Here is a 15628-nt window from a genome sequence, read left to right on the forward strand (position 1 = left end):
CGCGGTGGTCTCGGCGGCGGTTGCGGTATCCGGGCTCACGGCGTCACACCTCGCGCGCGTCGAAATCAATGCGCGGATCGATGATGTGGTACATCAGGTCGCCGATGATGCCCATGACCAGGCCCAGCAGCGTGAAGAAATACAGTGTCGCGAACATCACCGGATAATCGCGGGTCAGGGCCGCGTCAAAGCCCAGCAGCCCCAGCCCGTCGAGGGAGAAAATCACCTCGGTCAGCAAGGCCCCCGTAAACAGAATGCCGATGAAGGCCGAGGGGAAACCCGCGATCACGATCAGCATGGCGTTGCGGAACACGTGGCCGTAAAGCACCTGGCGTTCCGTCAGGCCCTTGGACCGGGCGGTCACCACGTATTGCTGGTTGATCTGTTCCAGGAACGAATTCTTGGTCAGCATGGTCAGCCCGGCAAAGCCGCCGATGACCATGGACGAGATCGGCAGGGTGAGGTGCCAGAAATAATCCTTAACCTGTTCCCAGGTCGAAAGCTCAGCGAAGTTTTCCGAGACCAGCCCGCGCAGGGGGAAGATGTCCCAATAGCGCCCGCCGGCGAACAGCACGATCAGCAGGATCGCGAACAGAAAGCCCGGGACCGCGTTGCCGAAGATCACCAGGCCCGAGGTCCAGATGTCGAATTTTGATCCGTCGCGCACGGCCTTGGCGACGCCCAGCGGGATCGAGATCAGATAGACCAGCAGCGTCGTCCACAGGCCGAGCGAGATCGACACCGGCATCTTGTCGAGCACCAGTTGCATCACCGACTGGTCGCGGAAATAACTGTCGCCGAAATCGAAGGTCGCATAGCGCTTCATCATCAGCCAGAAGCGTTCATGCGCCGGTTTGTCCAAACCGAACTGGCGTTCCAGGTCCTTGATGAATTCGGGCGGCAGGCCTTGCGCGCCCCGGTATTTGCTGGTCACCGTGCTATCGCCGCCCGATCCCTGGGCCGGGCGCTTGGCGGCCATGACCTCGGACCCGGCGTCGCCGGAGACCCGGGCGGTCGACGACACGTCGTCGCCGGCGATCTGGGCGATCAATTGCTCGACCGGCCCGCCGGGCAGGATCTGCACCACGGCGAAATTGATGATCATGATGCCGAGCAGCGTCGGCGGGATCAGCAGCAGTCGGCGAAGGATATATGCGAACATGGCGGCGATGATACGGCCTGACGGCCTTGGCGGCTACCGTTCCTGTGGGGTCTGATCACAACCCTTTCTTACGGTCGGAAAGGGACTGGGCCTTGGCCGCGTCGATCCACCAGGCGAAAAACTGGTTGCCGCGGGTCGGCGTCACCTTGGGCCGGGCGAACTTGTCCCAATAGGCGATGCGATCATAGGGCGCATGCCAGTTGGGGATCATGTAATGGCCCCATTGCAGCACGCGGTCGAGCGCCCGGGAGGCGATGACCAGATCCTTGCGCGACGGGGCGGCGATCAGCTTTTCCACGATGGCGTCGACGGCCTTGGACTTGATGCCGATGATGTTGCGGGACCCTTCCTGGTCGGCCGCTGACGTGGACCAGAATTCGCGCTGTTCGTTGCCCGGCGACAGGGACTGCCCGAAGCCGCCGACCACCATGTCGAAATCAAAGGTATCTAGCCTGCGCCGGTATTGGGCCGTGTCGATGGTGCGCACGGTCATGGCGATGCCCAGCTTTTCCAGGTTCTTGGCGAAGGGCAGGGCGATGCGCTCGAACAGGGGTGAGACCAGCAGCATTTCAAAGGCGAAGGGCTTGCCCGTCTTGGCATTGATGCGCTTGCCGTCCTTGATCACCCAGCCGGCCTCGGTCAGCAGCTTGGACGCGGTGCGCAGGTTGCCCCGGATGTTACCGCTCTCGTCGCCACGGGGCGGGTTGTATTCCTGGGTGAAGACTTCCGGCGGCAGGTCGGCGCGGAACGGTTCCAGAAGTTTCAGCTCCTCCGGCCCCGGCAGGCCCGTCGCCGCCATTTCCGAGTTTTGGAAATAGCTGCGGGTGCGCTCATACTGGTCGTAGAACAGGGCCTTGTTCGACCATTCGAAGTTGAAGGCATAAGCCAGCGCGTGGCGCACCTGGGGGTCGCTGAACAATTCGCGCCGGGTGTTGAAGGCGAAGCCCTGCATGCCCGCCGGGCGGTCATGGTGGATCTGTTCCTTGACCAGAACGCCCTTCTTCACGGCGGGGGTCTCATAGGCCGTGGCCCAGGCCTTGGACGAATTTTCCGATTTGTAGTCGTAGCGTCCGGCCAGGAAGGCCTCCAGCGCCACGTTGGAATCGCGGTAGTAGTCGAAAATGATCTCGTCGAAATTGTTGTAGCCCTTCATGACCGGGATGTCCTTGCCCCAGTAGTCCTTGACGCGGGACAGCTTGACGAAGCGGCCGGCCTCGAACTCGGTGATCTTATAAGGGCCTGAGCCGAGCGGCGGCTCCAGGGTCGTCTTGTTGAAGTCCTTGTCCTTCCAGTAGTGCTTGGGCAGGACCGTCAGTTGGCCGATGATCAGCGGCAATTCCCGGTTTTCGCCCGGCTTGAAAGTGAATTTCACGGACCGTTCGCCGGTCTGCGTCACCTCGGCCACGTTGCCGTAATAGAAGCGGTAGAAGGGTGCTCCCTCCTTGACCAGGATGTTGAAGGAAAAGATCACGTCGTCGACCGTCACCGGCATGCCATCGTGCCAGCGGGCTTCCTTGCGGAGTTGGAATTCCACCCAACTGCGGTCCTCCGGCATGGTCACGCTTTCCGCCAAGCGGCCGTACTGGCTGAACGGTTCGTCCGCCGCGTCGTCCATCAGGGTGTCGTAGACGAAGCCGGAGGCCCCCGCCGCCGTGCCCTTGATGATGAAGGGGTTGAAGCTGTCGAACGAACCGGTGGCGCCCAGGCGCACGGTACCGCCCTTGGGTGCGTCCGGATTGACGTAGTCGAAATGTTTGAAGTCCGGGCCGTACTTCAGGTCGCCGTGCATGGCCAGCCCGTGCACCGGCTTGGGCGCATCGGCCGCCCCGGCAGGCAGGGACAGGCAGGTGAGGACGAGAAGGGCGCTCAGAAATCGCATCTTTGGTTCCCCCGGTATGCGGTGTTCGCTGCGTCGGAATATGGAGATTAGCCGGTTCCGGTCAAGAAGTGGCCTGCCATTATGGCAAGCCTGTGACGGATATCAGCCGCCGAGCGCGGCCACGGCCCGACCGTGCAATGCGGGATCGCCCGATGCGATCACCGTGCCGTCGCCGCCAAGGCCCAGAGTGCCGCCGGCCCAGTCGGTCATGCGCCCGCCCGCCCCTTCGACGATGGGGACCAGGGCGACATAGTCATAGGGCTGCATGCTGGAATCGCAGACAAGATCGGCGCGGCCGCGGGCCAACGTTCCGTAGCTGTAGCAATCGCCGCCGTAAAGCGCGTGGCGGCAACCGTGGCGCAGGTTTTCGAAATGGCCGAAGTTGAGGCCCTGATGCATCTGCGGCGAAGTGGTGTACAGCCAGGCAGAGGCCAGATCGGGGCAGGGCCGACAGCGTACGGCTTCGCCGTTGCGCGTGGCGCCCAGGCCGGGGGCGCCGGCCCAGATTTCATCCAAGGCCGGATTGTCCATGACGCCGATCCAGGGAGCGCCGTCCTTCAACAGGCCGATCAGGGTGCCGAACAGGGGCTTGCCGGTGACGAAGGCCTTGGTGCCGTCGATGGGGTCAAGCACCCAGACGAATTCCGCGTCCGCGTTTTCGGCGCCGAATTCCTCGCCGAAGATGCCGTGCCCGGGGAAGGCGGCGGCGATCATGTCGCGCATGGCCGCTTCGCATTCCCGGTCGGCGATGGTGACGGGGCTCAGCTCTGCCTTGTCCTCGACATCGGGGGCCGTGCCGTAATGGCCCAGCACGATTTCCCGCGCTCGGGCCGCCATGTCCATGGCCAAGGCCAGGCATTGGGCGGTCAGGGCGTCCGTGGTCGGTTGCGTCACGGCGCCGTCCTCCGGTCGAATGAAAGCCGCGAAAGACTTACTTGAGGGATTCCATGTAGACCAACAAGGCCGCGCGGTCGGCATTCTTGGGAATGCCGCGGAAGGTCATCTTGTTGCCCGGGGCGTATTCCTTCGGATTGTCGAGGAACTTGTTCAATTCCTCGATGCTCCAGGTGCCGCCCAGGCCCGCCAGGGTGCCCGAATAGTTGAAGCCGTCAGCCTTGCCCTGGCCACGCCCGACGATCTCCCACAGATTGGGGCCGATCTTATGCTTGGCGCCGGCTTCCGCCGAATGGCAGGCCGTGCATTTCTTGAACACCTTGGCGCCGGCCTTGGGGTCGGCGGTGGCGATCAGTTCCATCACCGGCTTTTCGGCTTCCTTGGGCGCCGCGTCCTGGGCATCGCCCTGGTCGGCGACGGCGACTTCAAAGCCCATCTTTTCAGGCTCGTTCGCGTGGACCAGCGTATCGCCGATCTTGTTGGTGCCCCACACGACCCAAGCCGTCACAAGAACGCCGAAACCGAGTTTTTCCATCCGGGAGAACTGCATGGTGTTTTCCTTTGCCGATTGTTGCGGGGAATTTAACCGCCCATGCCGCCATGTTCAAGCGGCATAAGCCACCTTCCGTCCCTTGCGGTGAATCTCCGGTCCGGCCCGCGTTGACACCGGCAGCCCTGCCAACGATACTCCCGCAAGTTTCTGAAAACGCCCGGCATCTCCGGGCCTTTCCCCATCCGGACCCCCAAGACCGTTCAGCCATGGCTTCTTCCGCTACCTCCATCGCCCTCCAGGGCATGCCCGGCGCTTATTCTCATCTTGCCTGCCGCGAGGCGCGGGGCGACATGGACCCCTTGCCCTGCCGCACCTTCGAAGACGCCTTTGCCGCTGTGCATGACGGCCGTGCGCGGCTGGCCATGATTCCCATCGAAAATTCCGTCGCCGGGCGGGTCGCCGACATCCACCATCTGCTGCCGGATTCCGACCTGCACATCATCGGCGAGCATTTTCACCGGGTGCATCACCATCTTTTGGCCGTGCCGGGCACAAAAATCGGCGAATTGACCCATGTCCACAGCCATGTCCATGCGCTCAACCAGTGCCGCAACCTGATCCGCGAACTGGGCGTCACGCCGGTGGTTCATGTCGATACGGCGGGGGCGGCCAAGGACATCGCGGCCCAGGGCGAGCAATCCCAGGCCGCCATCGCGTCCAGCCTAGCCGGAGAGATCTACGGCCTTTGTTCGCTTAAACAGAACATTGAAGACGCGGAACACAACACCACGCGCTTTGTGATCTTGTCACTGACGGCGGAATCGCCGACCTATAATGAGTCCGAGACGTACATCACCAGCTTTACATTCCGTGTGCGCAACGTTCCGGCCGCCCTCTACAAGGCCATGGGCGGGTTCGCCACCAACGGGGTCAACATGACCAAACTGGAAAGTTATGTCGGCCCCGATTTCGTGGCGGCCCAGTTCTTCGCCGAGGTCGAGGGCCATATGGATGCGCCCTCGGTCAAGCTGGCCTTCGAGGACCTGTCCCATTATTCCGAATGGATCAAGGTGCTGGGCACCTATCCGGCCCATCCGTTCCGCAAAACCGCCGCCAATCAAGGAGTATGACCCCCGTGACCTTCGAAGACATCCGGCCCCACCTGGGGCTCGCCATCCTGCGCGGTCTCGCGCGTCGTTGTCCCAGCTGCGGTATCGGCCATAGCTTCAAGGGCTATCTGAAGGTCACCGACTGCCCCCATTGCGGCGAGGAGTTGGGTCATATCCGGGCCGATGATTTCCCGCCGTACCTCACCATCGCCATCGTCGGCCATATGGTGGTGCCGATGCTGCTGATGAGCGAACAGTTGATGTCGCCGCCGACCTGGATGCTGCTGGGCGTCGCCGTGCCGGTGACCCTGGGCCTCACGTTGGCGCTGCTGCCGCGGGTGAAGGGCGGCATCCTGGGCCTGATGTGGCACCTGGGCCTGCGCGGCGACGAAACGCAGTAATTTCTGCCCGGGAGGGAGATTCATCCAGCATGACCGATGAGAAGCCGTCTGCCGTCCGGGCGCTGGACGTCGCCCCCCGGGCCAAGCCCTCGACCTATCCGGAACCGTTTTTCAGCCGCATGGCCGGGCGGGAAAAACGCCAATTGGGCGACCTGTTCGGGCTCGGCAATTTCGGCGTCAACCTGACGCGGCTGGCGCCGGGCGGCGAATCGGCGCTGTTGCACCGTCATACCCGGCAGGATGAATTCGTCTACATCCTCGAAGGATCGCCGACGCTGGTCACGGAAGAGGGCGAAACGCTTTTGGCGCCCGGCATGTGCGCGGGTTTTCCCGCCGGCGGTTCGGCTCATCAACTGGTCAACCGGACCGCGGCCGACGTGCTGTACCTAGAAGTCGGCGACCGCACGCCGGGCGACGCGGCCAGCTATCCCCGCGACGACATTCAGGCCGACCTGGGCCCGGACGGCCAGTGGCTGTTCACCCACAAGGACGGCAGCCCTTATTGACCGGGGCGCCTGCCCAGAGTGGACCAATTTGCATATTCATTTATGACCTCAGGCCCGTATCAATACGGCGTGTAATGGTATATTTTTCGATCTGAATACAATGACAATAATGTGGCTTATTCATGAGCCGCGCCAAGCTCTTGTTGGAACGTCAGGTCAACACGAAGATGACCGATATTCTTGCCGAAAGCGTATTTGCCGCAGGCCTTGTTTTTCTGATTTTCTACATTTTCCATGTCGGAAGGGCAAAAGCGCTGAACGAACGTCCGGGTTGGGCGTGGGTTGTGGCCGGGCTTTGCGTTCTGTCGTTTGCATCCACGATGCATTTTTGGCGCCACCTGGACGGTGCCGGTGCCTATCCGATGGTGCAATACGTCGTCGGATTTCTGGGCGGCATGGTTCTGCTGACGGTCGGTCTGTTGCGGGTCATTGCCGATAGTCGGCGGAACGAACAGATGTTGACGGCGGCGGTTGAAGGCATTTCCGAAGGGCTGATCTATTTCGATGCGAATGACCGGCTGGTCCTGGTCAACGGCAAGATCGCCGAGATGTATCCCCTGGCGCGCGACGTTTTCGTGCCCGGCGTGTCCTATGAAACCTGCCTGCGCACGGGCGTCGAAACGGGGCAATGGGGGCCCGAGGACGGAGACGACGTGGAAACCTGGATTCGCCGCCGGCTCGACCATCACTTCAATCCCAAGGGGGCGGTCGAATTCAACATGCCCGACGGCCGGATCATCCGCGTCGAGGAACGGAAAACCCGCGACGGCGGCATCGTGGGGGTTCGCGCCGACATCACCGATCTCCGCCAGGCCCGGCGGGAGATCGAGGCGCAGCGGGACGAACTGGAAAAACTGAACGCTCAGAAGGACCGCTTTTTCGCGATCATCGCCCATGACCTTAAAAGTCCGTTTTCGGGGCTTCTGCAATTCTCGAAAATTCTCGCCACCCGGTCGTCTTCCATGAGCCCGAAGGAAATTTCTGAATACGGAAAGATGCTTCACCGCGCGTCGGAGCAGGCATACAAGTTGTTGGAAGATTTGTTGGACTGGTCGCGCCTGCAACTCGACCGCATGGAGTTCGAGCCCGCCGCCATGGATGCGAAACAGGCAATCGAGACCAGCCTGAACAGATTGGGGCCGCTGGCGTCGGCCAAGCAGATCACGCTCCACAACGACGCGGACCTGAAGCGGCGGGTCCATGCCGATGCCCATATGGTCGACACGATCCTGCGCAACCTGATCGACAACGCCATCAAGTTCACGCCGGACAGGGGGATGATCACGGTGACCTCCGGCGAAGTCGGGGACTTCGGGTTCATCGAGATTTCCGATACCGGGGTCGGCATGGATCCGGGGAAACTGGAAAAGCTGTTCCGCCTCGATCAAAAGCTGTCATCGAAAGGCACCAATGGAGAGACGGGCACCGGCTTCGGCCTGCTTTTGTGCAAGGAACTGGTGGAAAAGCAGGGCGGCCAGATCCTGGTGCAAAGCACCGAGGGCCGAGGGTCGGCGGTCCGCTTTACCCTGCCGTTCCACCCCGACTAAGGGGAGGGCGCGGCTCAATCGCCCTCGTCGATCCAGTCGTTGATCAGCCGGCGGGAAATGCTGTCCGTGCGCGGCAGGCGCGGGCGATTGGGGTCCGTTTCGCCGTAGAATTCCCCGAACTGGGCCAGATCGGTGCGGGAAAACCATTTGGCCTCGCGGATTTCCGTGGGGTCGACGTTGATGTCGTCGTTGAGCCCCCCGGCCCGGAAGCCCAGCATCAGCGAGGCCGGGAACGGCCAGGGCTGCGATCCCCGGTAGGTCACGTCGTCAACGCGGATGCCCGATTCCTCCAGCACCTCGCGGGCGACCGCTTCCTCCAGGCTTTCGCCGGGTTCCACGAAGCCCGCCAGGGTCGAATACATGGGGAAATCCCAGCGCGTCGACCAGCCCAGCAGGCAGCGATCGACGCCGTCGGCCCCCATGTGGGTGACCAGCATGATGACCGCCGGGTCCGTGCGTGGGAAATGGCTGCGTCCGCAATCCGCATTGGTGCAGGCCTGGACATGGCCGCTGTCCCTCGGCTCTGTCGGGCTGCCGCAATCGCTGCAGTATTTCTGCCGCCGGTGCCAATGGGTCATGCCCCGGGCATAGGCCAGGATCGTCGCCTCATCGGCGGCCAGCAGCCGTCCGACCTGGCGCAGATCCTCGAATGTGGCGCCGTTGACCAAGTCCGGCAGGGCGTGTTCTTCGTGATGGGACAGGTCGACGGCGAAATAGGGCGCGTCTTCCCAAAGGCCCAGGAACACCTGCACGCTGGCATGCAGGGTGACGGTGACCGCCGCCTCGCCGGTCAGCCAACCGGCCCGAGGGTTATCCCCCGGTTCCACCAGATTGCGGTCGCGCCACACGGGCGCCACCCGGGCCTTGGGGTGGCTGAGAAGTTCCGCGACGGCAGCGTCACCGCGCCGCCGGTCGCCGGCCCGGTCCAGGGGACCGCCCGTATACATCAATCTTTTTGGCATTCGGGAAAATTGGCACAGGTACCGGCCCTTGGCAACGGCCCTGACAGGGTCCGCGATTTATCCCCAGCAAGGATGTGCGCCGCGCTTGTGGAAACCCCGCCAAGAGTTGCTATATTAGGGGCAGGAGACTGGCCCGGACGGGCTTCCTCGCGAACCCGGTCAGGTCCGGAAGGAAGCAGCCGTAACGAGTTTCGGCCCGGGTCGGTGCCAGTCTCCGCTTAATTTCCCCAGGTGCGCGGCCCCAAGGGGTGCCGCCGCCGCCCAAAGCCGGGCCAACCAGCCCCTCCCGCCACGGACGGCCCATGGACGATATGGACGCAACCCGGGACCACCCCGCACCCGCCGCTTCCGGCGGGGGTGACGCCGCCCCCGACCAGGCGGCCTATCAGGTTCTCGCGCGCAAATACCGGCCGACCGACTTCACCAGCCTGATCGGCCAGGAAGCGATGGTCCGCACCCTGACCAACGCCATCGCCGCGGGCCGCCTCGCCCATGCCTTCGTGCTGACCGGGGTGCGCGGTGTCGGCAAGACGACGACCGCCCGCATCATCGCCCGCGCGCTGAACTGCATCGGCCCCGACGGCACCGGCGGGCCGACGGTGGAACCCTGCGGCGTCTGCGCCAACTGCAAGGCGATCGCCCAGGATCGCCACGTCGACGTCATGGAAATGGATGCCGCGTCCCGCACCGGCGTCGACGACATCCGCGAAATTATCGACGGCGTGCGCTACCGGCCGACCTCGGCCCGGTTCAAGATCTACATCATCGATGAAGTTCACATGCTGTCGAAGAACGCCTTCAACGCCCTGTTGAAGACGCTGGAAGAACCGCCCGAACATGTGAAGTTCATCTTTGCGACCACGGAAATCCGCAAGGTGCCGGTGACGGTGCTGTCGCGCTGCCAGCGGTTTGACTTGCGCCGCATCGAGGTGCAGCGCCTGGCCGATCACTTCAAGGGCATCTGCGAAAAGGAAGGGGCGGAAATTTCCGAAGCCGCCCTGCATCTGATCGCCCGCGCCGCTGACGGTTCCGTGCGTGACGGTCTGTCGATCCTTGATCAGGCCATCGCCATGACCGAAGGGGCGATCGGCGAGGATCTGGTGCGCGACATGCTGGGCCTGGCCGACCGCTCGCAAGGCTTCGACCTTCTGGAAAAGACGCTCCAGGGCGACACGCCGGGTGCCCTCAACCAACTGGCATCCATGTATCAGGACGGCGCCGATCCGGCGGCGGTGTTGAACGACCTTCTGGAAATCGTTCACTTCCTGACCCGCGCCAAGCTGGTGGCGGAAACGCTGTCCGACCCCGCCGTGCCCGAGATCGAGCGCGTGCGCGGCAAGGACCTGTCCGAACGCCTCGGCATGGGCGCCCTGGCCCGCGCCTGGCAGATGCTGTTGAAGGGCGTGGGGGAAGTGCAGCACGCGCCCAACGCCATCCAGGCGACGGAAATGATCATCGTGCGGCTGGCCCATGCGGCCAACATGCCGACCCCCGAGGAAGCGATCCGCCGGCTGACCGACGAGGGTGTCGCCGCCCCGGCGCCCGCCACGTCCGCACCGCAGGCTTCCGCCCCGCAAGCGCCGGCACCGCAGGCCACGGCGCCACAGGGACCGGCGCCGTCACCGGCTTCGGCACCACCTGCCGGCGGCGGCACGGCCCGCGCCCTGGCGCAGCCCGAACCCGATTACGACGACGTCCCCGATTACGACGGGGAACCGGATTACGATCCGGCCCCCACGTCGGAGGCGGACAACGCCCCCCTGCAGGCGCGCATCAACACCTTCACCGATTTGGTGGCGCTCGCCGGGCAACTGAAAGAAGGTATCCTGCAATCTCACATGATGGCCCAGGTGCATCTGGTGACGTTCGAGCCGGGCCGCATGGAATTCCGCCCGGGCCCGGGGGCGCCCGACAACCTGGCGGGCGATCTGGGCCGGTTTCTGAAATCCGTCACCGGCGAGCGTTGGATGGTCACCGTGTCCAACGAAACGGGCCAGCCGACCCTGGCCGAACAGCGGGCCAAGGCCCAGGCGGCGGAAAAGGACGAGGTGTCCCAGCATCCCCTGGTCAAGGCGGTGATGGAGGCTTTCCCGGGGGCGGCGATTTCCGACGTCCGGCATCCGGACGGCGACGACGCCTGAACCTCGGGCCTAATCCATCAGAAACTTATTGCCCGATGCCTCGCCCCAGGCCTCGATGAACTTGCGCAAGTGCGGGCGGGCTTCGCCCTCGGCGTCGACCAATGAGATCACGTCGGCCAAGGCCTTGTTGAGCGCCTCCGTCGACAGCACGCCGCGATGGTGCTGCCAGCGCAGGTAGACCAGATAGGTGTTCAGCACGTCGGTCTCGCAGTAATCGCGGATTTCGGCGACCCGCCCGTCATCGAACATCGGTGCGACCTGCGATCCGTCGACCCCGAACTTGCCGGGCAAGCCCAGGATCGAACAGACCTCGTTCAGCTTGATCCGTGCCGACGCCCCGAAATCCGACAAGGCCTCGATCAGATCGCAGTGCCAGTCGAGGGCGTAGCGCGCCGTGTAGTTTTCCCATTTGTTCGATGTGTCGTGCAGCAGCGGGGCCTGCACGCCATGGGCCATGGCGCGGTATTTAAGGACCGGCAGGTCGAAGCCACGGCCGTTGAAGCTGACCAACCGGGGGCGGATGCGCTCGAAATAGCCGAAGAAGCCTTGCAGCAGTTTCTTTTCGCCGAAGCTCGCCTCGCCGCCGGAACGCAGTTCCTTCAGGTGATAGATCTCGCCGCCGCTCGGCGTGTGTTCGATCTCGGCCTCCAGGAAGCTGATGGCGACCACGCGATGGAACGGCTGGCGGTGGAAATCGTTGCGCCCGTCGGTGATTTCCAGGTGATAGCGCGACAGCTCGTCGCGCCGGGCCTGGATGTCCGGATCATCGAAGCCGGTCAGCGCCGGCACGGCATCCGTGTCGGGGACGGTTTCGATGTCGAAGACGAAGAGGTTTCTATGCTGCATGACGACTGTTATACACTGGCCAACCCATCCCCGGCACCCATTGAGAAGCGGACGCGACCCATGAAGAACCTCGGCAAGATGATGCAGCAGGCCCAGGAAATCCAGGCCAAGATGGCCAATATGCAGGAAGAACTGGCGGCGCTTGAGGTCACGGGCGCATCGGGTGCGGGCATGGTCGAGGTGACCCTGAACGGCAAGGGCGAGGCCCGGGGCGTCAAGATCGACCCGTCCCTGCTGTCCGGTGCCGACACGGATGTCGAGGTTCTGGAAGACCTCATCACCGCCGCCATCAACGACGCCAAGGGCAAGGCGGAGCGCGAAATGCAGGCCCGCATGCAGGACCTGACCGGCGGCCTCGGCCTGCCGCCCGGCTTCAAGCTGCCGTTCTGATCGCCTGACCGTTCGGCATGGTCACCTCCGACATTGATCGCCTGATCACCCTGCTGGCCAAGCTGCCGGGCCTGGGCCCGCGCTCGGCCCGCCGCGCCGTTCTGCACCTGATGAAGCGGCCGGACAGTCTGATGGAGCCCATGGCCCGGGCGCTGGACGCGGCGGCGACCAACATCAAGACCTGTTCGATCTGCGGCAATCTGGACACCCGCGACCCTTGCGAAATCTGCACGGATGACCGCCGCGACGGCGCGCAGATCTGCGTGGTCGAAGACGTGGCCGACCTTTGGGCGCTGGAACGCACGGCCGGGTTCAAGGGCCATTACCATGTGCTGGGCGGCACGCTCTCGGCCCTCGACGGCGTGACGCCCGAGGACCTGCGCATTCCAGGCCTCTGTTCGCGCATTCAGGCGGGCGGGGTGAAAGAGGTCATCCTGGCGACCAACGCCACCGTCGACGGCCAGACCACGGCCCATTACATCGCCGACCGCGTCGCGGGATTGGGCAAGGATGTCGTGGTCTCGGGCCTGGCTCACGGCGTGCCCGTGGGCGGCGAACTGGATTACCTGGACGACGGCACCCTGACCGCCGCCATGAAGGCGCGGCGGCCGCTTTAACCGCAGGTGATCAATCGTCCCGGCCGAGCACGCGCAGGTTGGGCGCGGTTGCCGGCGGCAGGTCTTCGGCCGGGGTTTCATCGGACAATTGCAGGTCCTCGATCTTTTCGCCCCGCTTGGTGATCTTGTCGGTCGAAATGCGGATATCGCGGATGTCCTTGGTCGCCTGATCGAAATGGGTCTGCAGCTTGCCGACCCGGTCGTCGAGGCGGCCGACGTCCTCCATCATCCTCTGGACCTCGGCCTGGATCACATGGGCCTGCTCGCGCATACGGGAATCCTTCAGGATCGCGCGCACGGTGTTGAGGGTCGCCATCAGCGTGGTCGGCGAGACGATCCACACCCGTCGGCGGTAGCTTTCCTCGACCACGTTGACGAAGTTGGCGTGCAGTTCCGCATAGACCGCTTCCGACGGCAGGAACATCAGCGCCGATTCCGCCGTCTCTCCGGGCACGATGTATTTTTCAGAAATCGCCACCACATGGGCCTTCACGTCCTGGGCGAAGCGGCGCCCGGCGGCGGTTCGCGCGGCCTCGTCCGAACCGGCGTCGCGCAGGGCCTGATAGCTTTCCAGCGGGAACTTGGCGTCGATCACGATGGAGCCCGGCGGGTTGGGAAGCTTCAGCAAACAGTCCGCCCGCTTGCCGTTGTTCAGGGTGACCTGGAATTCATAGGCCGAGGGCGGCAGGGTCGCGGTCACCAGGTCGTTCAGCTGGATTTCGCCGAACGCACCGCGTGCCTGCTTGTTGGAGAGAATATCCTGCAGGCCGACCATCTGCTGCGACAGGTCGGTCAGGTTTTTCTGCGCGGTGTCGATGACGGCGAGGCGTTCGTACAGCGTCTTCAGCGACTGGCCCGTGCGCTCCGACTGCTGATGCAGGCTGTCGCCCAGTCGTTTGCCGAGCCCGTCCAGGCGGTCGTTCACGGTCATCTGCGATTGCTGCAGGGCGCCCGACAGTTCGGACTGCTGGCGGGCGAGCGCCTCGGCCATTTCCGTGATGCGGGCCATCTGGTCCAGGTTTTCCCGCCGCGCGCGCTGGGTCACGGCATAAACCACGGCGATCAGCGCCGCCAGCAGGGCAAGCCCGATGCCGAGGACCGCGCCCGTGTTGTCCAAAAAGGTCACATCCATGACGTGTCGCTGCCTTGTTTCCGGCGAAATTAAGGGCCAAGCTTGACGCAATCGGGACGGGAAAACAAATAGGGAACCCGTCCCCCCGCCCGATCCCAAGGAGACCGCCATGTCCCGCCTGTCCCGCCGCCCCCGTATCCTGGCCGCCGCCGCCCTGGCCCTGCCGGTCCTGGTTCTGCCGATTCGCGGCCATGCCCAGGCCCCGGCGCCTGCCCCCGACCGGGTGGTCACCGTGTTCACGGGCGGCTTCGGCCAGGTCTGGGAACGCCGGGCCCTGACGCCGCAGGCCGGGCCGCGCGATATCGTGCTCGACGGCATCAGCCACCGCACCCTGGCGGAAAGCCTGCGCCTGGCCGGTGACGACGGCGACGTTACGGTGCATTCCTTGTCCCTGTCGCGCAATCTGCTGACCCCGCGCGCGCTGCTTGAACGCTTCCTCGGTAAGGAGGTCGGCGTGGTCAAGGTGCATCCGACCACGGGCGAGGAGCGGGTCGAAAAAGCGACGGTGCTGTCCGTTCAGAACGGCGTTGTCCTGCGCATGGGCGGGCGGATCGAGACCGGTATGCCGGGACGGCTGGTGTTCCCCGACGATCTCGGCGGCCTGTCGGCGCGGCCCGTCCTGACGGCCCGCATCAATGCCGGTGCGGCGGCGCGCGGTCTGACCCTGACCTACATCACCGAGGGCCTGTCCTGGTCCACGGATTACACGGCGGTCGTGGCGCCGGACGGCGGGCGGGTCAGTTTGACCGGTTGGGCGTCGGTGCAGAACGATACCGGCGTCGCCATGGACGCGGCCCGCCTGCGCCTGGTCGCGGGCGAGGTCAACCGTGCGATGGGGGGACAACCCATGGCCAAGGCCCCCCGCATGATGATGGCCGAAGCACGTGGGGCGGCCGCCGACGCGGCCCTGCCCGTGCGCGAGGCCCAGGGGGCGGTGCATGTCTATACTCTGGCGGGCGCGCAGACCCTGGCCTCCGGCGAGCGCAAGCAGGTGGCGTTGCTCGGCCCGGTCGAGGTGCCGGTGTCGGAAACGCTCCTGAGCCTGGGCCATCCGCAACTGTTCGGCCCGGCCCCGGGCGACACCACGCCGGACCATCCCCAGGTGCGGCTCAGCTTCGACAACAAATCCCTGGTCGCGGGCGGCCTGCCCCTGCCGGGCGGGGTGGTCCGCGCCTACCGTACGGCTTCCGACGGACAGCCCCTGTTCGCGGGATCGGACCGCATTTCCGACACGCCGGACGGCGGCCGGGTGATCGTCACCCTGGGCCGCGCCTTCGACGTCACGGTGAAGCGCGAACAGACGGCCTTCAAGCGCCTAGACGCCCAGGGCCGCACCGTGGAGGCGGCGTTCAAGATCACGGTCGCCAACGGCCGCGCCAAACCGGCGCGGGTGCGCATCGCCGAGGTCCTGCCCGGCGACTGGACCATCGTTGAAAACTCCCTGGTCCATGAGCGGTCCGGCGACCGGGCGCGCTGGTTGGTCGAAGTGCCGGGCAAGGGAGAGTTGGTTTTGACCTATAAGGTGCGGGTGCTGCGCTAGCCCCTGTGC

The 15628-nt window shown here is 64.6% G+C and carries 15 protein-coding genes and 1 other RNA gene; 9 read left to right on the plus strand and 7 right to left on the minus strand.

The features are described 5' to 3' along the window. Nucleotides 1–43: 43 nt before the first annotated feature. The 4 genes from KFF05_00825 to KFF05_00840 all read right to left on the minus strand — a co-directional run bounded on the left by KFF05_00825 (nt 44) and on the right by KFF05_00840 (nt 4485). Complete coding sequence (locus KFF05_00825) at nt 44–1162, minus strand: microcin C ABC transporter permease YejB (GenBank protein UTW51978.1); 1119 nt, start codon at nt 1160–1162, stop codon at nt 44–46. Nucleotides 1163–1217: 55 nt separating this feature from the next. Beyond that, on the minus strand, nt 1218–3041 hold the full coding sequence (locus KFF05_00830; GenBank protein UTW51979.1) for an ABC transporter substrate-binding protein: 1824 nt from the start codon (nt 3039–3041) through the stop codon (nt 1218–1220). A gap of 102 nt (nt 3042–3143) precedes the next feature. Then, entirely contained in the window at nt 3144–3884 is a 741-nt protein-coding gene (gene hisN, locus KFF05_00835; protein ID UTW53518.1) for a histidinol-phosphatase, read from the minus strand. A gap of 88 nt (nt 3885–3972) precedes the next feature. After that, on the minus strand, nt 3973–4485 hold the full coding sequence (locus KFF05_00840; GenBank protein UTW51980.1) for a cytochrome c family protein: 513 nt from the start codon (nt 4483–4485) through the stop codon (nt 3973–3975). Between the two features lie 209 nt (nt 4486–4694). On the opposite strand from KFF05_00840, the gene KFF05_00845 reads away from it, so the two are divergent. The 4 genes from KFF05_00845 (at nt 4695) to KFF05_00860 (ending at nt 7991) form a co-directional block, all read left to right on the plus strand. After that, nucleotides 4695–5558 carry a prephenate dehydratase gene (locus KFF05_00845; GenBank protein UTW51981.1) on the plus strand — a complete coding sequence of 288 codons (864 nt, stop codon included), beginning with the start codon at nt 4695–4697 and terminating at the stop codon, nt 5556–5558. A 5-nt stretch (nt 5559–5563) separates the two neighbouring features. Further along, complete coding sequence (locus tag KFF05_00850; GenBank protein ID UTW51982.1) at nt 5564–5938, plus strand: DUF983 domain-containing protein; 375 nt, start codon at nt 5564–5566, stop codon at nt 5936–5938. A 29-nt stretch (nt 5939–5967) separates the two neighbouring features. Next, nucleotides 5968–6444 carry a cupin domain-containing protein gene (locus KFF05_00855; GenBank protein UTW51983.1) on the plus strand — a complete coding sequence of 159 codons (477 nt, stop codon included), beginning with the start codon at nt 5968–5970 and terminating at the stop codon, nt 6442–6444. Between the two features lie 320 nt (nt 6445–6764). After that, on the plus strand, nt 6765–7991 hold the full coding sequence (locus KFF05_00860) for a PAS-domain containing protein (GenBank protein UTW51984.1): 1227 nt from the start codon (nt 6765–6767) through the stop codon (nt 7989–7991). Nucleotides 7992–8005: 14 nt separating this feature from the next. Here KFF05_00860 and nudC read toward each other — a convergent pair whose 3' ends face one another. Beyond that, nucleotides 8006–8953 carry an NAD(+) diphosphatase gene (gene nudC, locus KFF05_00865; protein UTW51985.1) on the minus strand — a complete coding sequence of 316 codons (948 nt, stop codon included), beginning with the start codon at nt 8951–8953 and terminating at the stop codon, nt 8006–8008. A gap of 125 nt (nt 8954–9078) precedes the next feature. Between nudC and ffs the strand changes: the two genes are divergently transcribed. Together ffs and KFF05_00875 are read left to right on the plus strand one after the other, a co-directional pair. Further along, nucleotides 9079–9170, plus strand: an RNA gene (gene ffs, locus KFF05_00870) — signal recognition particle sRNA small type. Between the two features lie 94 nt (nt 9171–9264). Then, nucleotides 9265–11094: a DNA polymerase III subunit gamma/tau gene (locus KFF05_00875; GenBank protein UTW53519.1), complete on the plus strand. Its 1830-nt coding sequence runs from the start codon at nt 9265–9267 to the stop codon at nt 11092–11094. A gap of 9 nt (nt 11095–11103) precedes the next feature. Here KFF05_00875 and KFF05_00880 read toward each other — a convergent pair whose 3' ends face one another. Further along, nucleotides 11104–11940, minus strand: a complete 837-nt coding sequence (locus KFF05_00880) for a 3'-5' exonuclease (GenBank protein ID UTW51986.1) — start codon at nt 11938–11940, stop codon at nt 11104–11106. A gap of 60 nt (nt 11941–12000) precedes the next feature. On the opposite strand from KFF05_00880, the gene KFF05_00885 reads away from it, so the two are divergent. After that, nucleotides 12001–12330: a YbaB/EbfC family nucleoid-associated protein gene (locus tag KFF05_00885; protein UTW51987.1), complete on the plus strand. Its 330-nt coding sequence runs from the start codon at nt 12001–12003 to the stop codon at nt 12328–12330. Nucleotides 12331–12347: 17 nt separating this feature from the next. Beyond that, the gene (gene recR, locus KFF05_00890) at nt 12348–12947 is read left to right on the plus strand and encodes a recombination mediator RecR (GenBank protein UTW51988.1); all 600 of its coding nucleotides are present in this window, start codon (nt 12348–12350) and stop codon (nt 12945–12947) included. A gap of 10 nt (nt 12948–12957) precedes the next feature. On the opposite strand, the gene rmuC is transcribed toward recR, so the two are convergent. Next, the gene (gene rmuC, locus KFF05_00895; protein ID UTW51989.1) at nt 12958–14079 is read right to left on the minus strand and encodes a DNA recombination protein RmuC; all 1122 of its coding nucleotides are present in this window, start codon (nt 14077–14079) and stop codon (nt 12958–12960) included. A gap of 109 nt (nt 14080–14188) precedes the next feature. Between rmuC and KFF05_00900 the strand changes: the two genes are divergently transcribed. After that, nucleotides 14189–15619: a DUF4139 domain-containing protein gene (locus KFF05_00900; protein ID UTW51990.1), complete on the plus strand. Its 1431-nt coding sequence runs from the start codon at nt 14189–14191 to the stop codon at nt 15617–15619. Nucleotides 15620–15628 lie beyond the last annotated feature (9 nt).

The organism is bacterium SCSIO 12827 (assembly GCA_024397995.1).
Classification (GTDB): domain Bacteria; phylum Pseudomonadota; class Alphaproteobacteria; order Rhodospirillales; family Casp-alpha2; genus UBA1479.

Excerpts from the sequence above, each read along its gene's own strand:
- KFF05_00900 (UTW51990.1), top strand. The coding sequence starts at position 14,189 with ATGTCCCGCCTGTCCCGCCGCCCCCGTATCCTGGCCGCCGCCGCCCTG.
- KFF05_00885 (UTW51987.1), top strand. The coding sequence starts at position 12,001 with ATGAAGAACCTCGGCAAGATGATGCAGCAGGCCCAGGAAATCCAGGCC.
- KFF05_00825 (UTW51978.1), bottom strand. The coding sequence starts at position 1,162 with ATGTTCGCATATATCCTTCGCCGACTGCTGCTGATCCCGCCGACGCTG.
- KFF05_00875 (UTW53519.1), top strand. The coding sequence starts at position 9,265 with ATGGACGCAACCCGGGACCACCCCGCACCCGCCGCTTCCGGCGGGGGT.
- recR (UTW51988.1), top strand. The coding sequence starts at position 12,348 with ATGGTCACCTCCGACATTGATCGCCTGATCACCCTGCTGGCCAAGCTG.
- rmuC (UTW51989.1), bottom strand. The coding sequence starts at position 14,079 with ATGGATGTGACCTTTTTGGACAACACGGGCGCGGTCCTCGGCATCGGG.
- KFF05_00860 (UTW51984.1), top strand. The coding sequence starts at position 6,765 with ATGCATTTTTGGCGCCACCTGGACGGTGCCGGTGCCTATCCGATGGTG.
- KFF05_00830 (UTW51979.1), bottom strand. The coding sequence starts at position 3,041 with ATGCGATTTCTGAGCGCCCTTCTCGTCCTCACCTGCCTGTCCCTGCCT.
- KFF05_00845 (UTW51981.1), top strand. The coding sequence starts at position 4,695 with ATGGCTTCTTCCGCTACCTCCATCGCCCTCCAGGGCATGCCCGGCGCT.
- hisN (UTW53518.1), bottom strand. The coding sequence starts at position 3,884 with ATGGACATGGCGGCCCGAGCGCGGGAAATCGTGCTGGGCCATTACGGC.
- KFF05_00880 (UTW51986.1), bottom strand. The coding sequence starts at position 11,940 with ATGCAGCATAGAAACCTCTTCGTCTTCGACATCGAAACCGTCCCCGAC.
- KFF05_00840 (UTW51980.1), bottom strand. The coding sequence starts at position 4,485 with ATGCAGTTCTCCCGGATGGAAAAACTCGGTTTCGGCGTTCTTGTGACG.
- nudC (UTW51985.1), bottom strand. The coding sequence starts at position 8,953 with ATGCCAAAAAGATTGATGTATACGGGCGGTCCCCTGGACCGGGCCGGC.
- KFF05_00855 (UTW51983.1), top strand. The coding sequence starts at position 5,968 with ATGACCGATGAGAAGCCGTCTGCCGTCCGGGCGCTGGACGTCGCCCCC.